The organism is Acinetobacter sp. YH01024 (assembly GCF_013420195.1).
GTDB classification, from domain to species: Bacteria; Pseudomonadota; Gammaproteobacteria; order Pseudomonadales; family Moraxellaceae; genus Acinetobacter; species Acinetobacter amyesii.
This window is the reverse complement of the sequence record NZ_VOYQ01000022.1, coordinates 11,984-35,299: the sequence shown is the minus strand read 5'-3', so window position 1 is coordinate 35,299 and position 23,316 is coordinate 11,984. Positions and strand designations below refer to the sequence as shown.

The following is a 23,316-nucleotide window of genomic DNA, read 5'->3' as shown; positions in this document are numbered from 1 at the left end:
AGTATTTAACCCCCTTTTATACGCTTAATTCATTATAATCCATACATAACTTTGATAGAAAAGGACACGAAATACGTGACTGAAACTGTTCAAAAACCCGAATTAATTATTCGTCAATATAACCACCTGACCCCTTATGCAGACCGCTTTTTAGAGATGAAAACACTCACTGAACAGCGCGATGAAAACACACCTGATGAACTGTGGATTTTGCAACATCCCGATGTATTAACTCAGGGGCAAGCTGGCAAACCTGAACATATTTTGGTGCATAGTAACATCCCTGTGGTACAAACAGACCGTGGTGGGCAAGTCACTTGGCATGGGCCGGGTCAATTGGTGGCTTATTTCATGTTTGACCTAAACCGTTTGGGATGGAATGTTCGTACATTGGTTTCGTATGCCGAAACCCTCATGATCGATTTGCTGAACAAATATGGTATTCAAGCTTATGCCAAGCCTGATGCACCGGGTGTATATGTCAATGAACGAAAGATTGGTTCCTTGGGCTTTAAAATTCGTAAAGGCCGTTCATATCATGGTTTAGCACTGAATATTGATTGCGATTTATTTGGGTTTCATACCATCAATCCATGTGGCTATGCTGGATTAGAAATGGTTCGTATACAAGATTTGGTGCAAGATTACCCTAAATTTGAAAACTTATGCGTCGATATCATTGATACTTTGAAAAACAGTGGTTACTTTAAAGACGTAACAGTCAAACAACTATAAAAGACTTTGCTTTCTCAAATAAAATAATTTAGAGTAAAAGCTCTAAATTTAATAATTATAGATAAGGGATGTACACGTGATTGCAACTAAATCCGTTAAACCCGCGCTCCAGCAGGCCTATGTCAAACTCATGATGGATGTGATTGGCAGAGGTCTGGTCATGGCGAGCCAGGTCGATGAAGAAATTAAACAAGAAGTTGCTAAATTTCCAGTTAATTTTATTTTATCTATGAATGTTTTTCCAAATGGTGCTGCATTTGTCGCGCAAGTCACGGAAGACCACCAACTCAAACTCCTCACACCCGGCACTCAAAAGCCTGACTTAACCATTACGTTTAAGCATTTGAGTCATGCCTTTTTGGTCTTCTCATTTCAAGAAAGTACCGCACAAGCCTTTGCCAATGACCGCATGATCGCCGATGGTGATTTGTCTTATGCAATCCGATTGGTGCGTTGTCTCAACAAAATGGAAGCGTTAATTTTACCTAAATTGGTGGCTGAATTGGCTGTCAAAGAATATCCAACACATTTAAGCCTAAAAGAAAAACTGAGCGGTGCTGCAAATATTTATTTAAAAGTAGCCCAGTCTTATTTAAAACGGAGCGCATAACACATGGCTAAACCATATTACGAATTTTTCTGTCCTGTAAAAGTGATTGCTGGCCATGCTGCTTTAGAACACATTCCATTCGAACTGTCTACTTTAGGTGCTAAACGCCCCATGATCATTACTGACAAAGGCGTTCGCAGTAATCAATTACTTGCACCGATTGAAGCGGCATTTGAAAGTACCGAGACGGTGATTGGCTATATTTTTGATGATGTTCCGCCAGACTCAAGTCTAGAAACCGTACGTAAAGCGGCTCAACTTTACCGCGACAACCAATGTGATGCCATTATTGCCGTCGGTGGCGGTTCAGTGATTGATACCTCTAAAGCAACCAACATCTTGGTATCTGAAGGTGGTGATGACTTACTGAAATACTCAGGTGCGCACAACTTACCTAAACCTTTAAAACCATTTTTTGTGATTCCAACAACCTCAGGGACAGGTTCAGAAGTGACTATGGTCGCTGTGGTTTCTGACCCTGAAAAGAATGTTAAAATGGCTTTTGCATCGAATTATTTGATGCCACATGCAGCAATTCTTGACCCACGTATGACGCAAACTTTGCCGCCTCATCTTACAGCAATGACAGCGATGGATGCGATGACGCATGCCATTGAAGCCTATACGTGCATGGCGGCGAACCCGATTTCAGATGCCTATGCAACTGCCGCAATCAAGAAAATTAGCAATAGCTTATTTGGTGTATTAGATAATACCAGCGATGCACATGGGCGCTTAGAACTTGCACAAGCCTCTACGATGGCAGGAATTGCATTTTCGAACTCAATGGTCGGTTTAGTGCATTCATTAGGTCATGCGCTGGGTGCAGTCGCTCACCTGCCCCACGGCTTATGCATGAACTTATTCTTGCCGTATGTGTTGGAATACAACAAAGAAGTGAATGGCGATAAGATTGCTGAATTGCTATTACCACTGGCTGGTCCTGATATTTATGCACAAACACCGGCCAACCTCCGCGCTGAAAAAGCTATTTCAACGCTTTTAGCCATGCGTGACCGCTTGTTTAGTTTGACCAAATTACCACGTACTTTGAGTGAAACAGGTAAAGTGACTGAAGCTCAATTAGATGAAGTGGCAGAGAAAGCACTGAATGATGGATCGATTATTTATAATCCTAAAGAAGCCAGCTTAGAAGACCTCAAAACTATTCTAAAAAAAGCTTGGTAATTGCTGAAAAATAAGCGAATATAGCGAAAAATTAAGCCTGATGTTTTTTTAAACATCGGGCTTTTCACTTGCAGAACGCAATATCAGTTATTTTTTAATCAAACTGGCATAATTTCTGCTAAAAATAATTTCAAAGTTACTGACAAAATGTACCAATTTGGAGTAGATTGGCGCACTTTTGTTTTAAAACGTAGGGGGGATCGTTCGTCTCAAACGATCCTTAGAATATGACTGATCCTTGATCAACGATAAGAGGATAACGCCGTTGACAAATTACTCTGGGACTCAATCTGCAGCAAAACTGAAAAAAAATCTTGTGCTGTGGCATATCATCATTATTGGTCTGGCATATATTCAGCCTCTAACCTTATTTGATACTTTTGGCTTGGTATCAGACGGAAGTCAAGGACATGTCCCAACTTCTTATATTTTTGCACTTGTGGCCATTCTTTTAACATCAATCAGTTATGGACATATGATCCGCCGCTATCCATCATCGGGTTCGGCGTATACCTATGCTCAAAAATCCATTCACCCAAACGTTGGCTTCATGGTTGGCTGGTCATCTTGGCTAGATTATTTACTTTCACCTCTCGTCAACATTATCTTGGCAGATATTTATCTAAGAGCCTTATTCCCAGATGTAAATAACTGGATTTGGGTAATTGGATTGACTGTAATTATGACGGTCATCAATTTATTTGGTTCACGTTTTGTCGCTCGCTTTAACAGTACTATAGTGTTCGTACAGTTAGGGGTAATCTTCTACTTTGTTTATGAAGTTTACTTACTCCTTACCCAAGGTGTTTATGCAGATGGCACTTTAAATCCAGATAAAGCTGGACTTTGGTCACTTGCTCCTTTTTGGAATGAAATGACCACGATTGGTGCTTTAATTGGCGGTGCGACAATTTTGTGTTTTTCTTTCACAGGTTTTGACGCATTATCATCACTTGCGGAAGAAACCAAAGATGCTGAAAAAACCTTGCCTAAAGCAATTTTCTCAACCGCATTAATTGCCGGCATTATATTTATTGTCAGCACATATTTTATCCAGCTATTTTTCCCTAGCAATGCAAATTTGTATTTTAATCCATTGGATGAATCACAACCGGTAATGCTGGAAGCGCTTGGCAACACAACAATTTTAACCGCAATTACTGGTATTGCATTCAAAAATCTAGTGCTCTATTTTGCAGTTATCGCCGTTCTTGCTTCAGGTATTTCGGCACATGCGGGTGTATCACGCTTAATGTATGTCATGGGCCGTGATGGTGTGATTAACAAAAAGATTTTTGGTCATATTAGCCCTAAACTCCACACACCAACTTATAATATTTTAATTGTTGGTGTAGTTGCACTTACTGCGGGTTTCCTTGATCTTGAGCATATTGTTAACCTAATCAGCTTTGGTGCATTAACTGCATTCAGTTTTGTCAATTTTTCTGTAATTTCACGTTATGCATTACGTGATGGAAGAACTAAATCATTAAAGGAAATCATTAACTATGTGATTATTCCTACACTTGGTTTTGCCAGTGTATTCCTAATGTGGTTAGAAATTGATGAGATGGCACTTAAACTAGGACTAGCTTGGGCTGTTATTGGTGTTGGTTATTTAGCATACAAAACCAAAGGTTTTAAACACCCTGCGCCGCAACATAACGAATTTGATGATAAATTCTAATCAAGTTTATCTCTAAACAAAAAAGGCGCTTAAAGCGCCTTTTTTGTTTTAAATATACCAATTAAGGTTGTATGGATTTTCTAGATTGCTGAAATTGAATTGAAATTTCTTCACACTTGTCTGGTGTATTGCCTTTTAATTCAACCGATGCTCCATCACCGTGTGACCATATACCATCTTCAACAGTCTCTAAATTTACAGCTGCTTCAAATATATGCTGTTGTTGTGGATAGAGTTTGATATCTATAGGTGTATCACATACTTGTTTTGGAAAATATGGTCTAACCTGCTCGAATAATTGCATGGTTAATGGCATATCACATTGCAAATGAATGGTGACTGGTACGCTATTGGTATTTTTTAAGATCAATTGAACATTTTGCGAATTAAGATCCGCTTGGGCAGCAGGTATTTCTACATACGTTTTTGTGTCAATCGACTGACGATCAAATGGATTGAGGAAGGCTAATTTACGTTCCACGCCATAACAAGAATCCTGCACGGAAGCTGAAAACTCTAAATATCGTGTCCCCAAGATAATTGTTCCGCGGCCATCCCCTGCATGACCGATATCAATGATTGGATCACCTGTACCTTCAATTGTAACCCCACCACTTCGAAAAAACTCTATGTCACAACCCGCTAAAACGCTGATCAAGCCACAAAGGGTTAAAGTCTTAAAATTTAATTTTCGCATCATGTTGATAAACTCCAAAGCGAAATGCACGATTTGCTTCAGGATTCCCGTCATCCATTGCGCAACGCTCCACGGCAAGTTTTAAAAGTTGTAGTGAGTATTTCTGCCAAAGCTCTAAGCTCATTTCATGTAATTTATTAATCGATTCTTCTGTTAATTCGTCAGCACAAATGGCTTGTTCTAAGTAAGGTATTTCATCAGGATTCAATAAATTATGCAAACCCGCTTCTAAATGCGCTTGAACATTTCGTGTTAAAATTTTACGTGCTTCTAACTGCGAAGGATCAGGAATAAAACGACGCTGTTGTAAATATATCTGCCCATCTTTTTCTGTCGCAATTTCAAGCCTTATAAGCTCGTTGAGTACTGAACGCGGATGACGTTCTGTTGAAATTCTTTTCACCAGCATTTCAAAGCTATTTTCTGACTCACTGCTAAATGGTAAAGAATCCCCCCAACCTTCTGCAAGCCACAAACCCATCACACGTGATGGCACACTAATCGGCTCCGAAACAGTCGCTTCGGTCAAATCCTTACCTTCAGAAATCACTTCTTTATAAGCAGTCACGTCTTTACGGTGTAGGCCAGAAAGTAAACTGATCGCGGAAATCGTCGGTTTTTGATCGATACGCTCTAACTCTTGTACAGCTTGTTGGAAAAAAACCGGTTTCAATGCAGCAGTAAACTCGGTATATCCCACACCTGAGCGAATCAGCCATTGGCTCAGCTCATTCATCAGCACCAATACTTGCTGTAAATTTTGATCTGCCTCATTAGTGAGAAGTTTGCTCATTGAATTGCCATGAAAATTAGACTGCATAAGTGAAATTTTCGCATTGTTTAATCTACTTCACAATTTTTATCTGATGAGATCTTGAGGATATTCAGTAAAAAAATGATTATTTACATTAAAATGCGTAAAAGAAACACTGATCGAGATATCTAAACTTTCAACACTATGCCACCAACCAATTGGGATAAATAAGGTTTCCCCTGGTTGCAAAATGCACTCGAACGGTGTCACATTTTCTAACAGTGGATAGGCTACTAGATCAGCCTTTGCGACGTCTGAAACCTGACTGAATACCCAATGATCGTTATACATATACGGCATTTGCCATGCAGGAATCAAAGTCACTTTTTTACGTCCATAGATTTGTGCCAACATATTATTGGTTAAGTCATAATGCAGTGGTGTAAATGTGCCTGCAGGGCCAAACCATAAAAAATGTCGATCTTTGATCTCTTTTTGACAATAAGCTTTGGCGAAGTCACCTAGATCTTCACTAATCTTTTGCATGAATTGCTTATTTTGAGCGGCGTTATTCGCAGTTAAATAAATGTCATTGCTGTGCTTAGTGGCTTTAATTTGTGCGACAAAATCTTGCATCAAAATAATACGTTTCAATTGTACCGATTTTTTTTCAAAATCTTGATGCTGCTCACGATGCATCTGGACTTCAACCAACTCATTTTCAAAATGCTGTGCAAAATAATCAGGACTCCATTTATGCAATGCAGGCCAATGTTGTATCCCACCTTTTAAAATGACTGGTCGCATCTGGCTATAATACCGCTCTATAAATGTTTCAAAATCAGGTGTTTCTATGCAATCGATTGTGGATGGAATATGGTCGTTCAATTGATTCAATTGACCCATCACCTGTAATAGCCAACGCTGTTTATTCTGCTGTTGCTGTACTTGCTTCAGTTTTTTAAAAATTACGTTATTGTTTACACGCTTTAGAAACTGAATGATTAAATGATTTGAAATATTTTTTTGCTTAATTTTTTCTAAAATTTCATCTGTCTCTAAGCCCTCAAGACTGTATTCCAAAAGTTCATTTTGCAGCTGTTCTGAAAGTTGATCTGCATCAGAAAATAAGTATTGATCCGCCCTTGGGCTTAATCCATGTGATTGTAAAATTAGACTTATTTTCTGTACATCGCAACCATTTTCAATATTTTCATTCAACCAATTTTGCCATTCCGTCGGTAAGGACTGATACCAATTTTTACTTTGCTTTAGATGTTCACTCTGGCTTTCTACATTCATCTTCACCACTCCACCCTCTTTACAAGTGAAGTATAAATGATCTATTTTAAAAATGCTAAATTTTCGCATTTTATAATTATTTAAACACCGCGAATGTTATGAATCCGTCAAATATCACGCGGAATGACATAACAAAGTAAAGGAGAAAGTTCATGAAAATTCGTCATTTAGTCATTGTTAGCAGTCTGTCTTTAGCTTCAATACCGGTATATGCAGGTTTTGCCGATACCATGCGTGATTTAAGAAATACGCTGAATCAATTTAATGAAACATCCAAAGAAGTATCGAATACCGCAAAAGAATGGACAGGTAGTCGGGCCACGACTAACTCAAATTATGCTGCAAATGGTTTCAGCATGGGACAGCAACTCAGACCTAAAATTAATAATCTACCGCTTTATCAAACTGCCGATAAATCGAGCCAAGTCATTAATAAACTGTCAAAAAATGCAGACATTATTTTTGCGGGAAACATGACTAAAACAGGTTTGATCGAAGTCACTACAGAACATGGCAATGGCTGGATTGAGTCACACCTTGTGCAATAAATCTAGATTTTAAAAGTTTATACAACTGCATCAGCCGTACATAACAACTTCACTCTATTGAGCACTAGTCATGAATAATAATCACAAAATCAGCATTATCGCTGCTGTATTTACGACATTGGTGGGCTGTGGTGGATCAAGCTCCAATGATGATGGCGCGACACCTACACCTACACCTACACCTACACCTACACCTACACCTACACCTACACCTACACCTACACCTACACCTACACCAACACCAACGCCAACGCCAACGCCAACGCCAACGCCAACAACTGTAGCGGATAAATTCACAGGAGAATGGATTCAAGGGAATTCTGCCCTCGGTAACAATAATTGCGATTTACCACAAATTTCAATTCATAAAACCAGTGAAAACTCAGTCAGTGCAGTGAACGAAGAACTAAAATATGCGGTACACAATAGTTCAAGTAAAACTTGCAGCGGTGAATTTGTTTCCAAACGCTATCAATTACTTCATGACATGGTCATGAGTGAAATACAGCCGGCTGCAACACTAAATAACTTTGAATATCATTCGATTAAGTTTCAACCAGTCAGAGGTGGCGCGACGAGCAACCGTGTCTTAACTTTTTTAAATAATCATTCTTTCTGTGTAATTAACGCGACGATTTCAAATCCAAGCTATATCATCATGCAACGAGGTCTAATTACCGACCCACTCAAGGACAGCCGCTGCTATACAAAAAATTCCAATGAATTCTTCACCAATTTAAAACCGAAAACCAAAATCACAACTGCAGTTTTTAAGTCTGAGAGCTTTATTAATACGACCGACACAGTAAACTTCTTGGCTCAGCTCAATACAATGGGACAAAGCGGTTATAAGTTAATTGGCTATGATACTAAAACCCTGGACAATGGTAATGTTAATAGCTACATGAAACTTGCCAATGAAAATACGCGTTTCAATCATATTGTGGCAGACCGTACAGCACCCTCTATCGCTGACATATATTTTACATGGCGTAATCAGTTAAATGAAAAAGGCAAATCAGGCTATCAATACTTGCATAGCGTCAGACCAACCAATACCCTGAATTTCAAAGATTATTTTATTAAGAAGGAAAATGATACCGCGACATATACTTACGACAGCGGCTATGTTTCCCCGCTCGTAGACCCAGTGCAACTGGAAACTATGCTCAATACACTGGGTGCCCAAGGCTGCCGTATTATTCAGTTCAAAAGCTATTTCACAGGTTTACGACCTGAAGTTCTGAACGGCAAACAAAATAGTCCTAAAGTTGCAACCTGTATAAATAGCAGCGCACACCATGGCACTTACAGCTATCGCTATAAAACTTACCCAACCGGCAGCAATAGTGTAGAGCGCAGCATAAAATTACAGGAGATGATCGATGAGCAAGCTAAAGACGGTTACCGCTTAGTCAGCCGTGCTTTAGATATGAGTTCAACCACCAAAAACGGCATGCTGTTTATGAAAGACAGCGAAAACACTAATGTCGGTGAGTTTAAAGTCTTTAGTGAAACTGTCTTTGCAACGTCGACATTTAACGACGTCTTACTGAAACGTCTTCAGCAGCAAGGTCAATTGGGTTGGTTATACACCAGCGGTCAACTGCTGTTTGCAAATAATCCAAAACATCTACAAACAGAACTGAGTGACTTTAATTTAATTGATTAATTCATGAGGTATCTCGAGCTTTTCCATGTCCTTTATTTTTTACATCAAGGACATGGATCATTCACATAAATCAAAGCAGTGATAAAAATCACTTATTTTAAGCGGCAATTAAAACCCATCTTGGTATCAACGATATTATTTTCATAACCTAAGCTTTGAATAAATTGATTGCGGTCTGATATTTGTTTTTGATCCGCTTGACTCAATCTTGCTTTATTTTTTTGTGCCAACCCATAGGTTTCATTCACTAAACCCTGATAGATCCCGCAAACTTCCTGACGCTTGGACTTTTTCAATTGACGACCACCATACCATGAACGTTCAAAATCGTCGGCTTTTAGTGTTTTTCCCCATTCCTCAATACGCTGATTTTGTCTTTGCTGCATTTCCAGCATGCCCTGCTGGATTTCAGCCTTAGTAAAAGGCTTGATCACCTCAACCTTCGGTACAACTGGAACATTTTCTGTAGTTGCAGTGACGGTCACTGCTGTCTGTTCCGTTGTGGTTGATACGGTTGGATTAGCCCAACTCATTGATGAAATGAATCCGGTCGCAAATACGACACCAAAAGCTTTTAAATTTATAGATTTCAAGTTTTAAGTACCCATTTTATTTCTTCACAGTGTTCTTATACACATTTTTATATTGATGCTGAAGTTTTTAAGCCCTTATTTTACAAAACTTCATTGCTGTAAATGGTTCACTGTGTTCACTCCCAATAAAAAAGCCGCTCGATAGAGCGGCTTTTTGAACAGATCACACTTAGACCAATTCTTTAAAGTCTTGCTGACGCCAAGCTTCATATAAAATCACAGCAGTAGCATTAGACAAGTTTAAACTGCGTGAATTTGGTGCCATCGGCAGGCGAATCCAATGTTCTTTCGGGAACATCATACGGACATCTTCTGGCAAACCACGTGTTTCTGGCCCCATCAACAGCGCCACAGGACGGTTTAAATTGGAGGTATGCGGTGTTTCAAAACCTTTGGTGGTTAATGGATAAATGGCATCCATCTCAATACCTTGCGCTTTTAAGCCCGCAAGACATTCTTCAAAGTTTTCCCACACTTTCATGTGCGCCCATTCATGATAATCCAAACCGGCGCGGCGAAGTTTTTTATCATCCAGCTCAAAACCTAATGGCTTGACCAAATGCAACTGCGCTCCAGTATTGGCACATAAACGAATGATATTCCCTGTATTTGCAGGAATTTCTGGCTCGTATAAAACAACATGGATCACAGTTTTTTTCTCTACTCTTTAGTTAAATAATGGCTTAAAGCTCAGGCTACAGTTTCAAAGCTGAAGCATAAGTTTAGATGGTACTACAAGCGCGTGCTTATCTACGTTGCTTAGCTTTCGCATTACAATTTGACAATACCAGAACTTGCTTATCCTCTTTGCTCATGCATAGCCTTCACCTTGCACGTGGACAATTCAGCAGCCTGCTTATCCTCTTTGCTCAGGCATAGCCTTCGCCTTGCGCTCGGGCAACGCGTTGCGTTGCTTATCCTCTTTGCTCAGGCATAGCCTTCGCCTTGCATTTGGACAATTGAGCAGCTTGCTTATCCTCTTTGCTCAGGCATAGCCTTCGCCTTGCGCTCGGGCAACGCGTTGCGTTACTTATCCTCGCTCATGCCATTGAAGCTGTTCACGCAGACTCACCACATCACCAATAATCGTCAATGTAGGCGCCTGAATTTGGTATTCACTGACTTTAGATGCAATATCTGCCAATGTCCCGACCACGACTTTTTGTTCAGGTGTCGTCCCTTTAGAAACCAATGCGACAGGCATGTCTGAACGCTGCCCATGCGCGATGAGTTTCTCACAAATTTTTTCTAGACCGACCAAGCCCATATACAGCACAAGCGTTTGATTTTGATAAACCAACTCATTCCAAGGCAGCTCAGGCGAACCTTCTTTCAGATGGCCTGTCAGGAAGCGTACACTTTGCGCATAATCACGATGCGTTAAAGGAATCCCTGCATAAGCCGAACAACCAGATGCAGCAGTAATCCCTGGAACGACTTGGAAGGCAACGCCTGCCGCAAAAAGTTCCTGAATTTCTTCACCGCCGCGGCCAAAGATGAATGGATCTCCGCCTTTTAAACGGCAGACACGTTTGCCTTCACTTGCATATTTCACCAGTAAGGCATTGATGCCTTCTTGCGGAACAGCATGATTAGATCGTGCTTTACCTACGTAAATTTTTTCAGCGTCACGGCGGCAGAGGTCCATAATCGGCTGAGAAACCAAACGGTCATAGATCACCACATCCGCTTGCTGCATTAAACGCAGGGCTTTTAAGGTCAGCAGTTCAGGATCACCCGGCCCTGCACCCACCAAATACACCTCGCCTTTCGGCTGTTTCCATTCCAATATGGCCTGTTCAATCAAACGATTGGCTTCGGTCAAATTGTCATTAAATACCTGCTCTTTGAGCGGACTTGCATACAAGTCTTCCCAAAAAATACGGCGTTCATCTGGATTGACGATTTTGGATTTAACGGCTGCGCGCCACTTACCTGAGAACTCAGCCAGTTTGCCCATGCCATGCGGTATTGAGCTTTCTAACTGGGTGCGTATTTGACGCGAGAGTACTGGCGATGTGCCATTGGATGCTACGGAGATGACCAGCGGAGAACGGTTAATAATCGCAGGAACCATAAAACGGCAATGCGGCGGATCATCAACACTATTGACCAAGACATTTTCAGCTTCGCAGGCTTCAAAAACCGCCTGATTGACCGCTTTGTCATTGGTTGCTGCAATCACTAAACGAAACTGACGCAGCGCAATAGCATTTTCTTGATAAACCGATTCGTGATAAATCGAGTTGAGATATTGACCTTGGGTTTTATTAACCAAGGTCAATAAATCATCTTCAATTTCGGGTGAGCAAACTGTCAGCTGAGCGCCCGCTTTTGCAAGCAGCACAGCCTTTCTATATGCAATTCGACCACCACCAACAATCAGACAAGGTTGCTGCTGCAACTTCAAAGAGATTGGAAAGATATCCACACACGACCTCAATAGTTTAAATCTGATTGTCTTAAGCAATTTTTGTGCACAAATGTATGCACTTTATCGACTATTAATCGATAAATTCAGCACCGCCCATATATGGACGAAGTACTGCTGGAATTTCAATTGAACCGTCTGCACGTTGATAGTTTTCCATCACGGCAAGTAAAGTACGACCAACTGCCAAACCTGAACCATTCAGCGTGTGTACAAACTCAGTTTTCTTTTGGTCAGCACGGTAACGCGCTTTCATACGGCGTGCTTGGAAGTCACCCATGCATGAGCAAGATGAAATTTCACGGTAGGTATTTTGACTTGGCACCCAAACTTCTAAATCATAAGTTTTGATTGCACCAAAGCCCATGTCTCCGCCACACAGAACGACTTTACGGTATGGTAAGCCTAATGCTTGAAGAATACCTTCGGCATGACCCGTTAATTCTTCCAAAGCATCCATCGAAGTTTCAGGTTTTACAATCTGAACCATTTCTACTTTGTCAAATTGGTGTTGACGGATCAAACCACGTGTATCACGGCCATACGAACCCGCTTCACTACGGAAACATGGCGTATGCGCTGCATATTTTAATGGCAAACGTTCTGGATCAATGATTTCATCACGCACGAAGTTGGTTACAGGCACTTCTGCAGTCGGGATCAGGTAGTATTCTTTTTCGCCTTGAAGTTTGAATAAATCCTCTTCAAATTTAGGCAATTGGCCTGTACCACGTAAAGAATCTGCATTAACCAAATACGGTACATAAGCTTCGGTATAGCCATTTTCCAAAGTATGTTTATTTAACATAAATTGAGTAATTGCACGTTGTAAACGCGCCAATGGGCCTTTGAGTACGCTAAAACGAGTACCTGTCAATTTGGTTGCGGTTTCAAATTCTAAACCGCCCATCATTTCACCCAAGTCAGTATGGTCTTTGATCTCAAAATCAAACTGACGTGGTGTACCCCATTTGAAAACTTCAACATTGTCGTTTTCGTCTTTACCTTCTGGCACAGACTCATGAGGTAAATTCGGAATCGATAAAGATTTGGCTTCAAGTTCAGCCTGAAGCTCAGAAAGTGCAACTTCTGCGGCTTTAATTTCATCACCAATAGCAGACATACGTGCCATGATTTCAGATGCATCACCGCCAGCTTTTTTAATTTGACCAACTTGTTTTGCACCAGCATTACGTTCAGCTTGTAACGACTCAGTTTTAGACTGAATTTCCTTACGGCGAGCTTCAAGGTCTGCCCACTCTGCTACGTTGAGTTGAACACCACGTTTTGCTAAGGCTAAGTTTACAGCCTCAATATTATTTCTGAGTAATTTCGGGTCGATCATAGCCAATCTTAAGTAAAGAAAAAAACTGGCTATAGTGTAAGCTCTTAACACTCAAAAATACAGTGACCGAGCTTACAGCTGCCCCTTATTAGACCAATAATCTTGCTGCAAATTGTCTTATTTGGTTTCGTAATTTGGCAAACTTGGTAAATATTCAGGTTTAAATAGCCCTTTAGCCATAAAATATGGAAGTTTTAGCTCAGGCATGCCCTCTGCGTAGCTCGCCAATTCATACAGCGGATAAGCAAATACGATCCCGTTCGCGCCATAATAAAAATTATCGCTTAACTGAAGTTTTGAACGTTCAATATCATGACTATCTAACCACATATAGTTGGCATCAAAAAGTGCGCTAATCACTTTCGCATCTGCACCTTTGACCAAGACATCTTGTAAAGCCAAACGTTTTTTGGCTTTTAAATCAAAATTGACATATTCAACATGAGACATGCCATGAGCAGCATGCGCTGCGTAGGTATAGCTTTCGATTGCAAAAGTTGCGATATGTCCCCACTGACTAATATATCGAATAGAAGTGGTACTTTGACTTAGGCCTGCATCCGTCTTGTCTGATAAATCGATTTTTTGATTCGGCTCAGTTGAAAATGCAATTGGATCTGCCTTTTTAATTCGGTCTGTAAAATATTGATTGATCCAATCAACATTGGTTTCAACCGTTTGGATCGTATATTGGGTACAGCCTTCCGCATCGCAAGCCTGTGCTTTTGGTAATTGCATCGCAACTGATTTAGATTGAATAAGTGGAATCGCATCAGCGACGACTGCTGGCTTCTGTTCCGTTGTTTCACCTTCAACAGGTTCATTTCGAGGATGGCAGGCCGTTAATGACCCGATTAAAACCACAGCTGAAACAGCCCAAGCTATATTATTCATATGATTTTTTTTCATCCCAAAATTCCCTATAGCAACAGTCAAAACCACAAGTCACTTCATTTAAGCAAACTGTGAATATCAGCATACTACTAAATTTCTCTTATATTCAGCTTGCTGGCTTTACATTTCTCCATAAAAAAAAGCAGACCGATGTCTGCTTTTTTTCGTTCATGACAATTATTGATCAATAATGTCCGTACCTTTTGGAGGTACAAAGTTAAAGGTTGACGCTGGAATAGACGCATTCACCTTCACATTATTGAAACGTACATGGGTTGTTTGACCTAGTGAGTCTTGGAGAATCATTAAAGTCGGCGCATTTTTCGCACCAAAACTAATGGTTAAGCTTTGAAACACACCATCATCACTTTTTGGATATAAAGTGTAATAAGTTTTGGTCTTATTCGGCTGTGTAATACGATAAGACTTCATGATTTGAGCCGTATTACCCGACAATAATAATGCAGGCGTATTCGCAACTTGGTCATCTAAGCTTTGGCGTACTGCTTGTTGTAGGTCTGGGTCATAGATCCAAACTGTTTTACCTGTAGTCGCAATGGTTTGCTTAGATGGGCTGGTTGTTTCCCAATAGAATTTACCCGGACGCTGAACTTTCATTACCCCAGTAAAAGTCTGGTTCATATGCTGCGCACTTAAACCTTTCTTTTGAGTGGCTTTCGGGTTGGTCACTTTTGTAGTTTGCTGAAAGTTAGCAGTAAAACTTTTAATACCCGATAATTGTTTCACCAAATTGGCAGTTGCCTGCTGCTCCGACGCTGCAACTGGTGCCGCGAATACTGTCGTACTCATAACCGGTGCCAGTGTCGCTGCACCTAATGCCATAGCACAGATGGTTTTACGAAGCATTTTCATAGATTCACCTTTTATATTTGCATCAACGCAATTTGTTAGATGGCTCCATCTTAAACCACTTTCATTGACTAAATTTAGAGAAAATAAGAAGTTTTGTATGGTTATTAATGCAAATTGCTGTTTTTTATTCATCATGATGGAGAAATATAAAATAAAAAGGCACTTGACTTGACTCAAATGCCTTTCAAATAATTAAACAACATTTTAGCAATTTCAACATTCCAATATTGAGTTATTTCCATTGCCAACCGATCGATGCCCCAGCGCCAAAGTCACCTTCAGAGTTCCCTGTTGCAGCCAATTTATAGACATATTTATTGCTCTCAGTTACTCCACTAAAACCTACTGCATAGCCTTGTGAACCTTCCCAAGTCCCCATACCTACACTGAACATGTTGTATCCAGCATCTGTCGGTTGCGGTAAGGAGGCGATTGCAATACTTGAAGCAACAGCACCATAAACATTATCTTTAAATTTATTGAAATTATGGTTCAATTCATTCACACGTTGGTTGGTATAACTATTGGCTTGATTGAGTACATTTGCCCCATGCTGATCTGTATATGCATTTGAACTATTTAGCACTTCTAGATCTGCTTGACGCATTTGTTTCACATTCACCGCATCGGTGTCTGCCGTACCAGCTGCCACATGAATAATTTGCCGCTCTGCACCAGCCGAGCCAACAGAAACCGTATTATTGCGATTAGAGCTTGAACCATTGCCTAGTACAACAGCATTATTTGCCGATGTGTTGATATTGTTACCAATCACATAGGTATTATTACCTGTGACTGTGTTATTTGAACCTACTGCACCAGAGCCATCACCATTGACGGTATTGTTTACACCGAGGGCAATAGACTGATTACCATCAGCTTTATTACCGGCACCGACTGCAATCGCATCTTGTCCATTCGCAGTTGGTTTAGGTGCTGTATTGGCAACATTTGATTGGATTTTAATGTACGGATCTGTTCCTTTTAAGCTCAATAACCAGTCCACTTCAGTACCGACAAATCCATTTTTTATCGCAAGTTCATATGCACTGAAACCATTTTCACCTGTTAGCCCTTGTGCGCCAACTGCACCACTTAGACTTTCTAACCATTGGTCTTCATTGCCTTCATAACCATTGTTCACCGCAACTTGATAAGCACTTGCACCATCTAAACCATTGCTACCATTCAGACCGTTCAACCCATCCTTACCATCGATGCCGTCTCGGCCATTGAGTCCATCTTTACCGGTTGCACCTGTAACACCTACTGCACCTGTAACACCTACTGCTCCGGTATCACCTTTAGCTCCGGTTGCACATGTAGCGCCTGTTGCTCCTGTATCGCCTTTTTCACCAGCAGGACCTTAAGGACCCATTGGCCCTGCTGGACCAGGAATACCACTATTGTAACGATTACAAGTATGCCCATGATGTGATGAACCACTCCCACCGGCCCATGCAATTGAACCTAGAGAAAGTAAAATACTCACAGCAAGTAATTTTGGTACAGCTTTAATAGCGATTGAAGTTATTTCACCAAGTCCTAGTGTCTTTTCAAATGCAATTTGTTGGCTTTTATCAGGACAATTCCTTTTCTGATAGTCAGCATTGATAAAAACTGTATTCAATATTTTATTCATGTCCTTATCCTTTTTTTGTATTTGTACTCCTCTATTACGCTCTTTATATTTTGTGATTTAAGTCACTGTTTATGGTGATTTATTGCTTCATACATCGTTTATAACAATCAAGAAAAATACCTCACATTTTCATCAGACGAAAAAAAAACCCGCAAAAATGCGGGTTTTTTTCTATTAAAGCTTACGCTTCAACAGATACGTAGCGACGACCGAATTGGCCTTTCACTTCGAATTTCACAACGCCGTCAGCAGTTGCAAATAAAGTATGGTCACGGCCCATACCTACATTTACACCAGCGTGGAATTCAGTACCACGTTGACGAACGATGATGTTACCAGCAGTCACAGATTGACCGCCGTAGATTTTAACACCCAACATTTTTGGGTTCGAGTCACGACCGTTTTTAGTCGAACCACCGGCTTTTTTAGTTGCCATGTCTACTTACTCCTCGTAATTAGCCTGAAATAGCTGTAATTTTCAACTCAGTGAACCATTGACGGTGACCTTGTTGTTTACGATAGTGTTTACGACGACGCATTTTGATGATGCGGATTTTGTCGTGACGACCATGGCTAACTACTTCAGCAGTTACTTTAGCGCCAGCTACTACTGGTGCACCAATTTGAATGCTGTCACCGTTAACAAGCATCAACACGTCATCAAAAGTAACAGTTGAGCCAGTTTCAGCTTTCAATAATTCTACTTTAAGGGTTTCACCCTCAACTACACGGTGTTGTTTACCACCGCTTTGGATTACTGCGTACATTTAAGTACTCCAAACATGCCCGTGTTGTCGTGCCGGTAAAGGGATATACCGATCTTAAAACGATCGTCACTGGGGTTTCGCAAAGGCAAAGATTTTAAGGGATAACCCGAAAAACAACAAGTCATTTCCGTAAAATATTAGATGAGTATGCGTTTATTATATAAACAGTGTCATTAAAACCATTAAAATGAGTGCTCTATTTCACTTATCATGCTTTTGGCAAGGTTTGACATAGATTTTTAGCAACAATTCGCTAATATACACTGGACTGACATCAACAACATGCTGTTCAAACAACATGCTAAAGATAAAAGTCTGTTAAAAAATAAGTACAATACTTCCGCTTGATGAAAAAAATCACTTAAGATTAAGTCAATTGAGTAAGTTCTTATCTGTTATTCATATAACAAATTGCTACACTACGTCTGTAATTCAAAAATTATTGAGGTTTCTCTTCATATGACCATCGACTTTAAGCAAGATATTCTCGCGCCTGTTGCTACTGACTTTGCTGCGATGGACAAATTTATTAATGAAGGGATCACGTCTAAAGTTGCCTTGGTCATGGCAGTCAGTAAACATGTGGTTGAAGCAGGCGGTAAACGCATGCGTCCCATTATGTGCTTACTTGCAGCAAAGGCTTGTGGCGCAGAAGATTTAGAAAAACACCGTAAACTTGCAGCAATTATAGAAATGCTGCATACCGCGACCTTGGTACATGACGACGTAGTCGATGAATCGGGTTTACGCCGTGGCCGCCCAACAGCAAATGCGACATGGAATAATCAAACTGCCGTACTTGTGGGTGATTTTTTGATTTCTCGCGCTTTTGATTTATTGGTGGATCTAGACAGCAAAGTTTTACTCAAAGACTTTTCAACGGGTACCTGTGAAATTGCTGAAGGTGAAGTTTTACAACTTCAATCACAGCACCAACCTGAAACCACTGAACAAACCTACTTAGATATTATTCACGGTAAAACATCACGTTTATTTGAGCTCGCTACCGAAGGTGCAGCGATTTTGACGGGTACACAAGAGTACCGTGAACCTCTTAGAAAATTTGCCGGACACTTTGGAAATGCCTTTCAAATTATTGACGATATTTTAGATTACACCTCAGATGCTGAAACATTAGGTAAAAATATTGGTGATGATTTGATGGAAGGTAAACCAACTTTACCTTTAATCTCGGCCTTAAAGAATACCACTGGCGAAGAGCATGACATTATTCGCCGCAGTATTGCCACAGGTGGTACGGCAGATTTAGAGCGTGTTATTCAGATTGTACAAAGCTCTGGGGCACTTGATTATTGTAGCCAACGAGCGACTGAAGAAACTGAGGCAGCACTAGCCGCTTTAGCAGCGCTACCAGATACTGAATATCGTCAAGCTTTAATCAACCTCGCAAACTTGGCATTACACCGAATTCAATAATTAACAATATTCCTCGTAATTCCCCTTGCCTATGCATATAAAACTGAATGATATCTTTTTGACCATGCAGCAACAGCTCGATACCCCTCGGGCTGTGCTGGATGAAAACTTGCTGATCGAATTGGTCAACCGAATTCGACCAGAAGATACAAAAAATACCGACGAAATTAAGAAAAAATTTCAGGCTTTCATCCAAGCTTTACTCATCACGCCAGATGCAGCCTCTACCCTGCAAAGCTTTGTTCTAAAACTCATTAGCCGATATAAACAAACCAGTTTATATGCGGACACGGGTATTTTGTCTCTCGATGGTTTTTGGGGACAACTGTTCCAACGTCTTGGCGCACATTTTCTTCCCCTGATCAATGACGAAACTCAACTACAAGATTTAGTCCGTCGAGTTTTTTATCGTCATAACGACAAATATTGGCTGGACAATATTGATGATCAGCAATGGATGCAGCTCTTTCGATTGTTTAACCAAGGCCATAGCAATCAGGAAGAAAAAAAGAAAATTCGCCGTGAGTTAATTAAAGCCATTACCGTTTTGTCCTATCGGGTAAGTGGTATTGGCTTATATCCTGAATTTATTAATGCACAGCCTGAACTGACCGAATATGAATCACCTTTTTTGGTGCAAAACCGCGAAATAAACGATTTTATTCAGCAGTATAAAAAGCTCCATCAAAGTGCTGAAGAAATGAGTGCTGTGCTACCGCCAGATGCTTCTCAAGCGTTGGTAATGCTGGAACAATGTCGTGATGTGGTGCTGAAGATTCGGCGTGCGACCAAACGAATTGGTGTAAGTGTCAGCCTGACTTACTTATTGTCGCTTTTAGAACAGTGTTTAGATCGCTTAGAAATCTTACTCAACCTGATTGTTGAAGAAGATGATGTCCGCTATGTGTCTATGGGTAGTTTACTCAGTGATGTGACGTCAGCGATTTATAGCGAGCGCAGTGTGCGCGATTTGCTCGCCACCAATAGTGAATTGGTTGCCCTACAAGTCACCGAAAACGCAAGTAAAACTGGCGAACACTATGTAAGTACGGACAAACAAGGCTTTATGAGCATGTACCGATCTGCGGCAGGTGCCGGTGTGATCATTGCATGTATGGCAACTTTAAAAGTGCTGATGGCCCGTGTCAGCATGGCACCGCTCATGCAAGCCATTTCATATAGTCTGAACTACTCTTTCGGCTTTATGCTGATTCATGTCTTACATTTTACGGTTGCTACCAAACAGCCTGCGATGACAGCTGCCGCCCTTGCCTCGACAGTTCAACATCGTAAAGGCTCGAAAATGGCGCAGATTGCCGAACTTGCCGCGCTGATTATTAACATCATTCGAACCCAGTTTATTGCAATCTTAGGCAACATTAGTATTGCGATTCCTGTTGCAGCATTGATCGCCCTCAGTTGGGACATGGCTTTACATGAGCCATTAATGAATCATGCAAAAGCAGCTAAAACCTTACACGACCTCAATCCATTTACCTCATTGGCTGTGCCACATGCTGCGATAGCTGGGGTATGTTTGTTTTTATCGGGTTTGATTGCCGGTTACTTTGACAACATGGCGATCTATCGCAAAGTTGGACCACGGATTCAAGCACATCCAAAGTTAAAACGCATCATGGGTCAAGAGAGACTGGATAAGCTTGCCGCTTACATTGAGCGAAACTTAGGTGCTTTAGCAGGTAACTTCTTATTCGGGATCATGCTAGGCAGTATGGGAACGATTGGATTTATTTTTGGTTTACCTTTAGATATTCGCCATATCGCCTTCGCCTCTGCCAACTTCATTCAAGGCCTCATCAATATTAATGGTTCACCAGACATTGGCTTAATCATTGTGTCATTCTTAGGAGTTATTCTGATCGGTCTGACTAACTTATTCGTCAGTTTCACGTTAACCATTATTGTGGCACTACGGGCACGTCGCGTAAGATTTGAACAATGGAAACCACTGGCTAAATTGGTGATGACTCATTTTCTAACGCGACCAAGTGACTTTTTCTGGCCACCAAAAGCCCCACTTGAAGTTGAAGATGGCACACAAGCCAGTAAGAACAATCATTAGCAGATTTGTGTTTTATTTTAGTAAGATGTAAATGAACACAAAAAATAAAATCAGTATGATTTACACAGACTTGAAATAAAGTGTACTGATGAGTACACTTTAGTCCATTAATTAACCGAGCTCAAACCGGTTAAAATGACAAGGAATAAAATATGCCACGAACGCTACTGTTTGTTGGTTTTTTTGCATTAATTATCAGTGTGTTGTCGCTTTATCCCACCTATTTAAATCTATTAGATTTAAATATCGTGGAATGGATGAGTCAGCACCGTATTGCTGTTTTTAATCAAATTGCCATCGGACTTTCCGCGCTAGGCGGCATGCCTTTTGTATTATTTTTCACCACGCTATGGTGTTTACACTTTGCGTGGTATAAAAAATACACAGAGATTGTTTTTATCAGTATAGGGATCTTTGGAAGTATCGGCCTTGCATGGTTGCTTAAATTTACGTTCACCAGACCGCGCCCCCCAGAAATGTACCATCTTGTAGCGTCTTACGGGAGTTCATTCCCAAGCGCACACAGTTGTTATGCTGCATCGCTTGCGTGTCTGATGATCTTGATTTACCGACAACATGCTCAACATCGCTTGATCACCATTTTGGCATTGTTATGGATGCTGTGTATGGGTGTTTCGCGAGTATATGTTGGGGTTCATTTTCCGACAGATGTCTTATCCGGTTGGAGCATAAGTTTTATTTGGATCGCGCTACTTTATTTGAGTTACATCAAAATCAGTAAAGCGTAAACAAATGAATAATTTAGATAAATATCTAATTGAGGTGGAACAATGATGTCTGCAAAGCTTTGGGCTCCCGCCCTGACTGCTTGCGCATTGGCAACAAGTATTGCACTTGTTGGTTGTAGCAAAGATCCTAAAAATGCACAGCAAGCTGCTGCTGCACAGCAAATGCCACCAACTGAAGTCGGTGTCATTGTTGCCCAACCGCAAAGCGTTGAACAATCTGTTGAACTTTCTGGCCGTACATCTGCCTATGAAATTTCAGAAGTACGTCCACAAACCAGTGGTGTAGTACTGAAACGTCTATTTGCAGAAGGCAGTTATGTTCGCGAAGGACAAGCCTTGTACGAGATCGACTCGCGTACAAACCGTGCTTCAGCTGACAGTGCTCGTGCTGCTTTAACACGTCAACAAGCAAACCTAAACGTGTTACGTGTTAAAGAAGGTCGTTACCGTCAGCTTGTTGGCTCAAATGCGATTTCTAAACAAGAATACGACGATATTGTTGCTCAAGTTAAACTGGCTGAAGCAGATGTTGCGGCATCTCAGGCAGAACTTAAAAATGCAGAAATTAACTTAGGTTACTCAACTGTACGTGCGCCAATTTCAGGTCAAACCAACCGTTCAACAGTGACAGCGGGTGCTTTAGTTACTGCATCTCAGGCTGATCCATTGGTAACAATTCAACGTCTTGATCCAATGTACGTTGACATTAACCAATCAAGTGCTGAACTTCTTCGTCTACGCCAACAGTTAAGCAAAGGCAACTTAGACAGCAGTAATAACACCAAAGTGAAATTACGTCTTGAAGATGGTAGCGAATACCCAATTGAAGGTCGTCTTGCATTCTCTGATGCAAGTGTGAACCCTGATACAGGTACGGTTACCCTTCGTGCTGTGTTCTCTAACCCGAACCATTTATTGCTTCCGGGTATGTTTGCCAATGCTCGCATCGTTCAGGGTGTGATTCCAAACGCTTACCTCATTCCACAAGCTGCTATTACACGTACCCCTACAGGTCAAGCAATGGCAATGATTGTGAATGCAAAAGGTGCTGTTGAATCTCGCCCTGTAACCACTGTTGGTACACAAGGTTCGAATTGGATCGTGACTCAAGGCTTGAATACTGGCGATAAAGTGATTGTTGACGGTATTGCGAAAGTTAAGCCAGAGCAACAAGTTGTAGCCAAACCGTATCAACCTCAGGCTGCTGCACCTCAAGGTGCTCAACAACCTGCTGCAGCAAAAGAACAAGGTAAAGCAACAGAACAAGCAGCGCCTAAAACTGAACAAAAAGCTACTTCAAACGCATAAG

Annotated in this window: 24 protein-coding genes; 11 read left to right on the top strand and 13 right to left on the bottom strand. The window is 40.9% G+C overall.

The window, feature by feature from the left end; all coding sequences use genetic code 11:
- The first annotated feature begins 75 nt into the window (after window positions 1-75).
- The 4 genes from lipB to FTT88_RS10600 all read left to right on the top strand — a co-directional run bounded on the left by lipB (window position 76) and on the right by FTT88_RS10600 (window position 4,220).
- Window positions 76-735, top strand: coding sequence for a lipoyl(octanoyl) transferase LipB (gene lipB / locus FTT88_RS10615; RefSeq protein WP_168378112.1), 660 nt, complete (start codon window positions 76-78; stop codon window positions 733-735).
- A gap of 76 nt (window positions 736-811) precedes the next feature.
- Window positions 812-1,345 carry a hypothetical protein gene (locus FTT88_RS10610; RefSeq protein ID WP_168378113.1) on the top strand — a complete coding sequence of 178 codons (534 nt, stop codon included), beginning with the start codon at window positions 812-814 and terminating at the stop codon, window positions 1,343-1,345.
- Between the two features lie 3 nt (window positions 1,346-1,348).
- A complete protein-coding gene (locus FTT88_RS10605; protein ID WP_111885299.1) occupies window positions 1,349-2,533 on the top strand; it encodes an iron-containing alcohol dehydrogenase in 1,185 nt (394 codons plus the stop codon).
- Window positions 2,534-2,798: 265 nt separating this feature from the next.
- Window positions 2,799-4,220 carry an APC family permease gene (locus FTT88_RS10600; RefSeq protein WP_180005059.1) on the top strand — a complete coding sequence of 474 codons (1,422 nt, stop codon included), beginning with the start codon at window positions 2,799-2,801 and terminating at the stop codon, window positions 4,218-4,220.
- A 61-nt stretch (window positions 4,221-4,281) separates the two neighbouring features.
- Here the strand turns inward: FTT88_RS10600 and FTT88_RS10595 are convergent, their stop codons facing one another.
- The 3 genes from FTT88_RS10595 to FTT88_RS10585 form a co-directional block, all read right to left on the bottom strand.
- Window positions 4,282-4,920 carry a hypothetical protein gene (locus FTT88_RS10595; RefSeq protein ID WP_180005060.1) on the bottom strand — a complete coding sequence of 213 codons (639 nt, stop codon included), beginning with the start codon at window positions 4,918-4,920 and terminating at the stop codon, window positions 4,282-4,284.
- On the bottom strand, window positions 4,898-5,710 hold the full coding sequence (locus FTT88_RS10590) for a DUF6502 family protein (RefSeq protein WP_180173909.1): 813 nt from the start codon (window positions 5,708-5,710) through the stop codon (window positions 4,898-4,900). The genes FTT88_RS10595 and FTT88_RS10590 overlap by 23 nt, the downstream gene beginning before the upstream one ends.
- Window positions 5,711-5,776: 66 nt before the next feature.
- The gene (locus FTT88_RS10585; protein WP_180005062.1) at window positions 5,777-6,973 is read right to left on the bottom strand and encodes a cupin-like domain-containing protein; all 1,197 of its coding nucleotides are present in this window, start codon (window positions 6,971-6,973) and stop codon (window positions 5,777-5,779) included.
- Window positions 6,974-7,125: 152 nt separating this feature from the next.
- On the opposite strand from FTT88_RS10585, the gene FTT88_RS10580 reads away from it, so the two are divergent.
- Entirely contained in the window at window positions 7,126-7,521 is a 396-nt protein-coding gene (locus FTT88_RS10580) for a hypothetical protein (protein WP_078192198.1), read from the top strand.
- Window positions 7,522-7,591: 70 nt separating this feature from the next.
- Entirely contained in the window at window positions 7,592-9,193 is a 1,602-nt protein-coding gene (locus FTT88_RS10575; protein ID WP_180173908.1) for a PT dipeptide repeat lipoprotein, read from the top strand.
- Between the two features lie 92 nt (window positions 9,194-9,285).
- Here FTT88_RS10575 and FTT88_RS10570 read toward each other — a convergent pair whose 3' ends face one another.
- The 7 genes from FTT88_RS10570 to FTT88_RS17125 all read right to left on the bottom strand — a co-directional run bounded on the left by FTT88_RS10570 (window position 9,286) and on the right by FTT88_RS17125 (window position 16,530).
- The gene (locus tag FTT88_RS10570) at window positions 9,286-9,786 is read right to left on the bottom strand and encodes a hypothetical protein (protein WP_218953404.1); all 501 of its coding nucleotides are present in this window, start codon (window positions 9,784-9,786) and stop codon (window positions 9,286-9,288) included.
- 169 nt (window positions 9,787-9,955) lie between these two features.
- The gene (locus tag FTT88_RS10565; RefSeq protein ID WP_111885295.1) at window positions 9,956-10,435 is read right to left on the bottom strand and encodes a tRNA (cytidine(34)-2'-O)-methyltransferase; all 480 of its coding nucleotides are present in this window, start codon (window positions 10,433-10,435) and stop codon (window positions 9,956-9,958) included.
- Between the two features lie 381 nt (window positions 10,436-10,816).
- A complete protein-coding gene (gene cysG / locus FTT88_RS10560; RefSeq protein WP_180005064.1) occupies window positions 10,817-12,217 on the bottom strand; it encodes a siroheme synthase CysG in 1,401 nt (466 codons plus the stop codon).
- Window positions 12,218-12,290: 73 nt separating this feature from the next.
- Window positions 12,291-13,562: a serine--tRNA ligase gene (gene serS / locus FTT88_RS10555; RefSeq protein WP_180005065.1), complete on the bottom strand. Its 1,272-nt coding sequence runs from the start codon at window positions 13,560-13,562 to the stop codon at window positions 12,291-12,293.
- A gap of 117 nt (window positions 13,563-13,679) precedes the next feature.
- The gene (locus FTT88_RS10550) at window positions 13,680-14,471 is read right to left on the bottom strand and encodes an RsiV family protein (protein ID WP_180005066.1); all 792 of its coding nucleotides are present in this window, start codon (window positions 14,469-14,471) and stop codon (window positions 13,680-13,682) included.
- Window positions 14,472-14,633: 162 nt separating this feature from the next.
- A complete protein-coding gene (gene lolA, locus FTT88_RS10545; protein WP_111885313.1) occupies window positions 14,634-15,329 on the bottom strand; it encodes an outer membrane lipoprotein chaperone LolA in 696 nt (231 codons plus the stop codon).
- A 232-nt stretch (window positions 15,330-15,561) separates the two neighbouring features.
- A complete protein-coding gene (locus FTT88_RS17125) occupies window positions 15,562-16,530 on the bottom strand; it encodes a YadA-like family protein (RefSeq protein ID WP_218953949.1) in 969 nt (322 codons plus the stop codon).
- 16 nt (window positions 16,531-16,546) lie between these two features.
- Here FTT88_RS17125 and FTT88_RS10535 point away from each other — a divergent pair, with 16 nt between their 5' ends.
- Window positions 16,547-16,699 carry a hypothetical protein gene (locus FTT88_RS10535; protein ID WP_180005067.1) on the top strand — a complete coding sequence of 51 codons (153 nt, stop codon included), beginning with the start codon at window positions 16,547-16,549 and terminating at the stop codon, window positions 16,697-16,699.
- Here the strand turns inward: FTT88_RS10535 and FTT88_RS10530 are convergent.
- The 3 genes from FTT88_RS10530 to rplU all read right to left on the bottom strand — a co-directional run bounded on the left by FTT88_RS10530 (window position 16,696) and on the right by rplU (window position 17,738).
- Window positions 16,696-16,971, bottom strand: coding sequence for a hypothetical protein (locus FTT88_RS10530; RefSeq protein ID WP_180005051.1), 276 nt, complete (start codon window positions 16,969-16,971; stop codon window positions 16,696-16,698). The two genes, FTT88_RS10535 and FTT88_RS10530, sit on opposite strands and share 4 nt — an antisense overlap.
- A gap of 181 nt (window positions 16,972-17,152) precedes the next feature.
- Window positions 17,153-17,407, bottom strand: a complete 255-nt coding sequence (gene rpmA, locus FTT88_RS10525) for a 50S ribosomal protein L27 (RefSeq protein WP_067764378.1) — start codon at window positions 17,405-17,407, stop codon at window positions 17,153-17,155.
- Between the two features lie 19 nt (window positions 17,408-17,426).
- The gene (rplU, locus tag FTT88_RS10520; protein ID WP_078191390.1) at window positions 17,427-17,738 is read right to left on the bottom strand and encodes a 50S ribosomal protein L21; all 312 of its coding nucleotides are present in this window, start codon (window positions 17,736-17,738) and stop codon (window positions 17,427-17,429) included.
- 459 nt (window positions 17,739-18,197) lie between these two features.
- Between rplU and sdsA the strand changes: the two genes are divergently transcribed.
- The 4 genes from sdsA (at window position 18,198) to FTT88_RS10500 (ending at window position 23,315) form a co-directional block, all read left to right on the top strand.
- Window positions 18,198-19,175 (top strand): All-trans-nonaprenyl-diphosphate synthase, encoded by a 978-nt coding sequence (sdsA, locus tag FTT88_RS10515; RefSeq protein WP_180005068.1) that lies wholly within the window; start codon window positions 18,198-18,200, stop codon window positions 19,173-19,175.
- Between the two features lie 31 nt (window positions 19,176-19,206).
- A complete protein-coding gene (locus FTT88_RS10510; protein ID WP_180005069.1) occupies window positions 19,207-21,258 on the top strand; it encodes a site-specific recombinase in 2,052 nt (683 codons plus the stop codon).
- A 152-nt stretch (window positions 21,259-21,410) separates the two neighbouring features.
- Entirely contained in the window at window positions 21,411-22,007 is a 597-nt protein-coding gene (locus FTT88_RS10505) for a phosphatase PAP2 family protein (RefSeq protein ID WP_180005070.1), read from the top strand.
- A gap of 42 nt (window positions 22,008-22,049) precedes the next feature.
- Window positions 22,050-23,315 (top strand): efflux RND transporter periplasmic adaptor subunit, encoded by a 1,266-nt coding sequence (locus FTT88_RS10500; protein ID WP_180005071.1) that lies wholly within the window; start codon window positions 22,050-22,052, stop codon window positions 23,313-23,315.
- Window position 23,316: the final 1 nt, after the last annotated feature.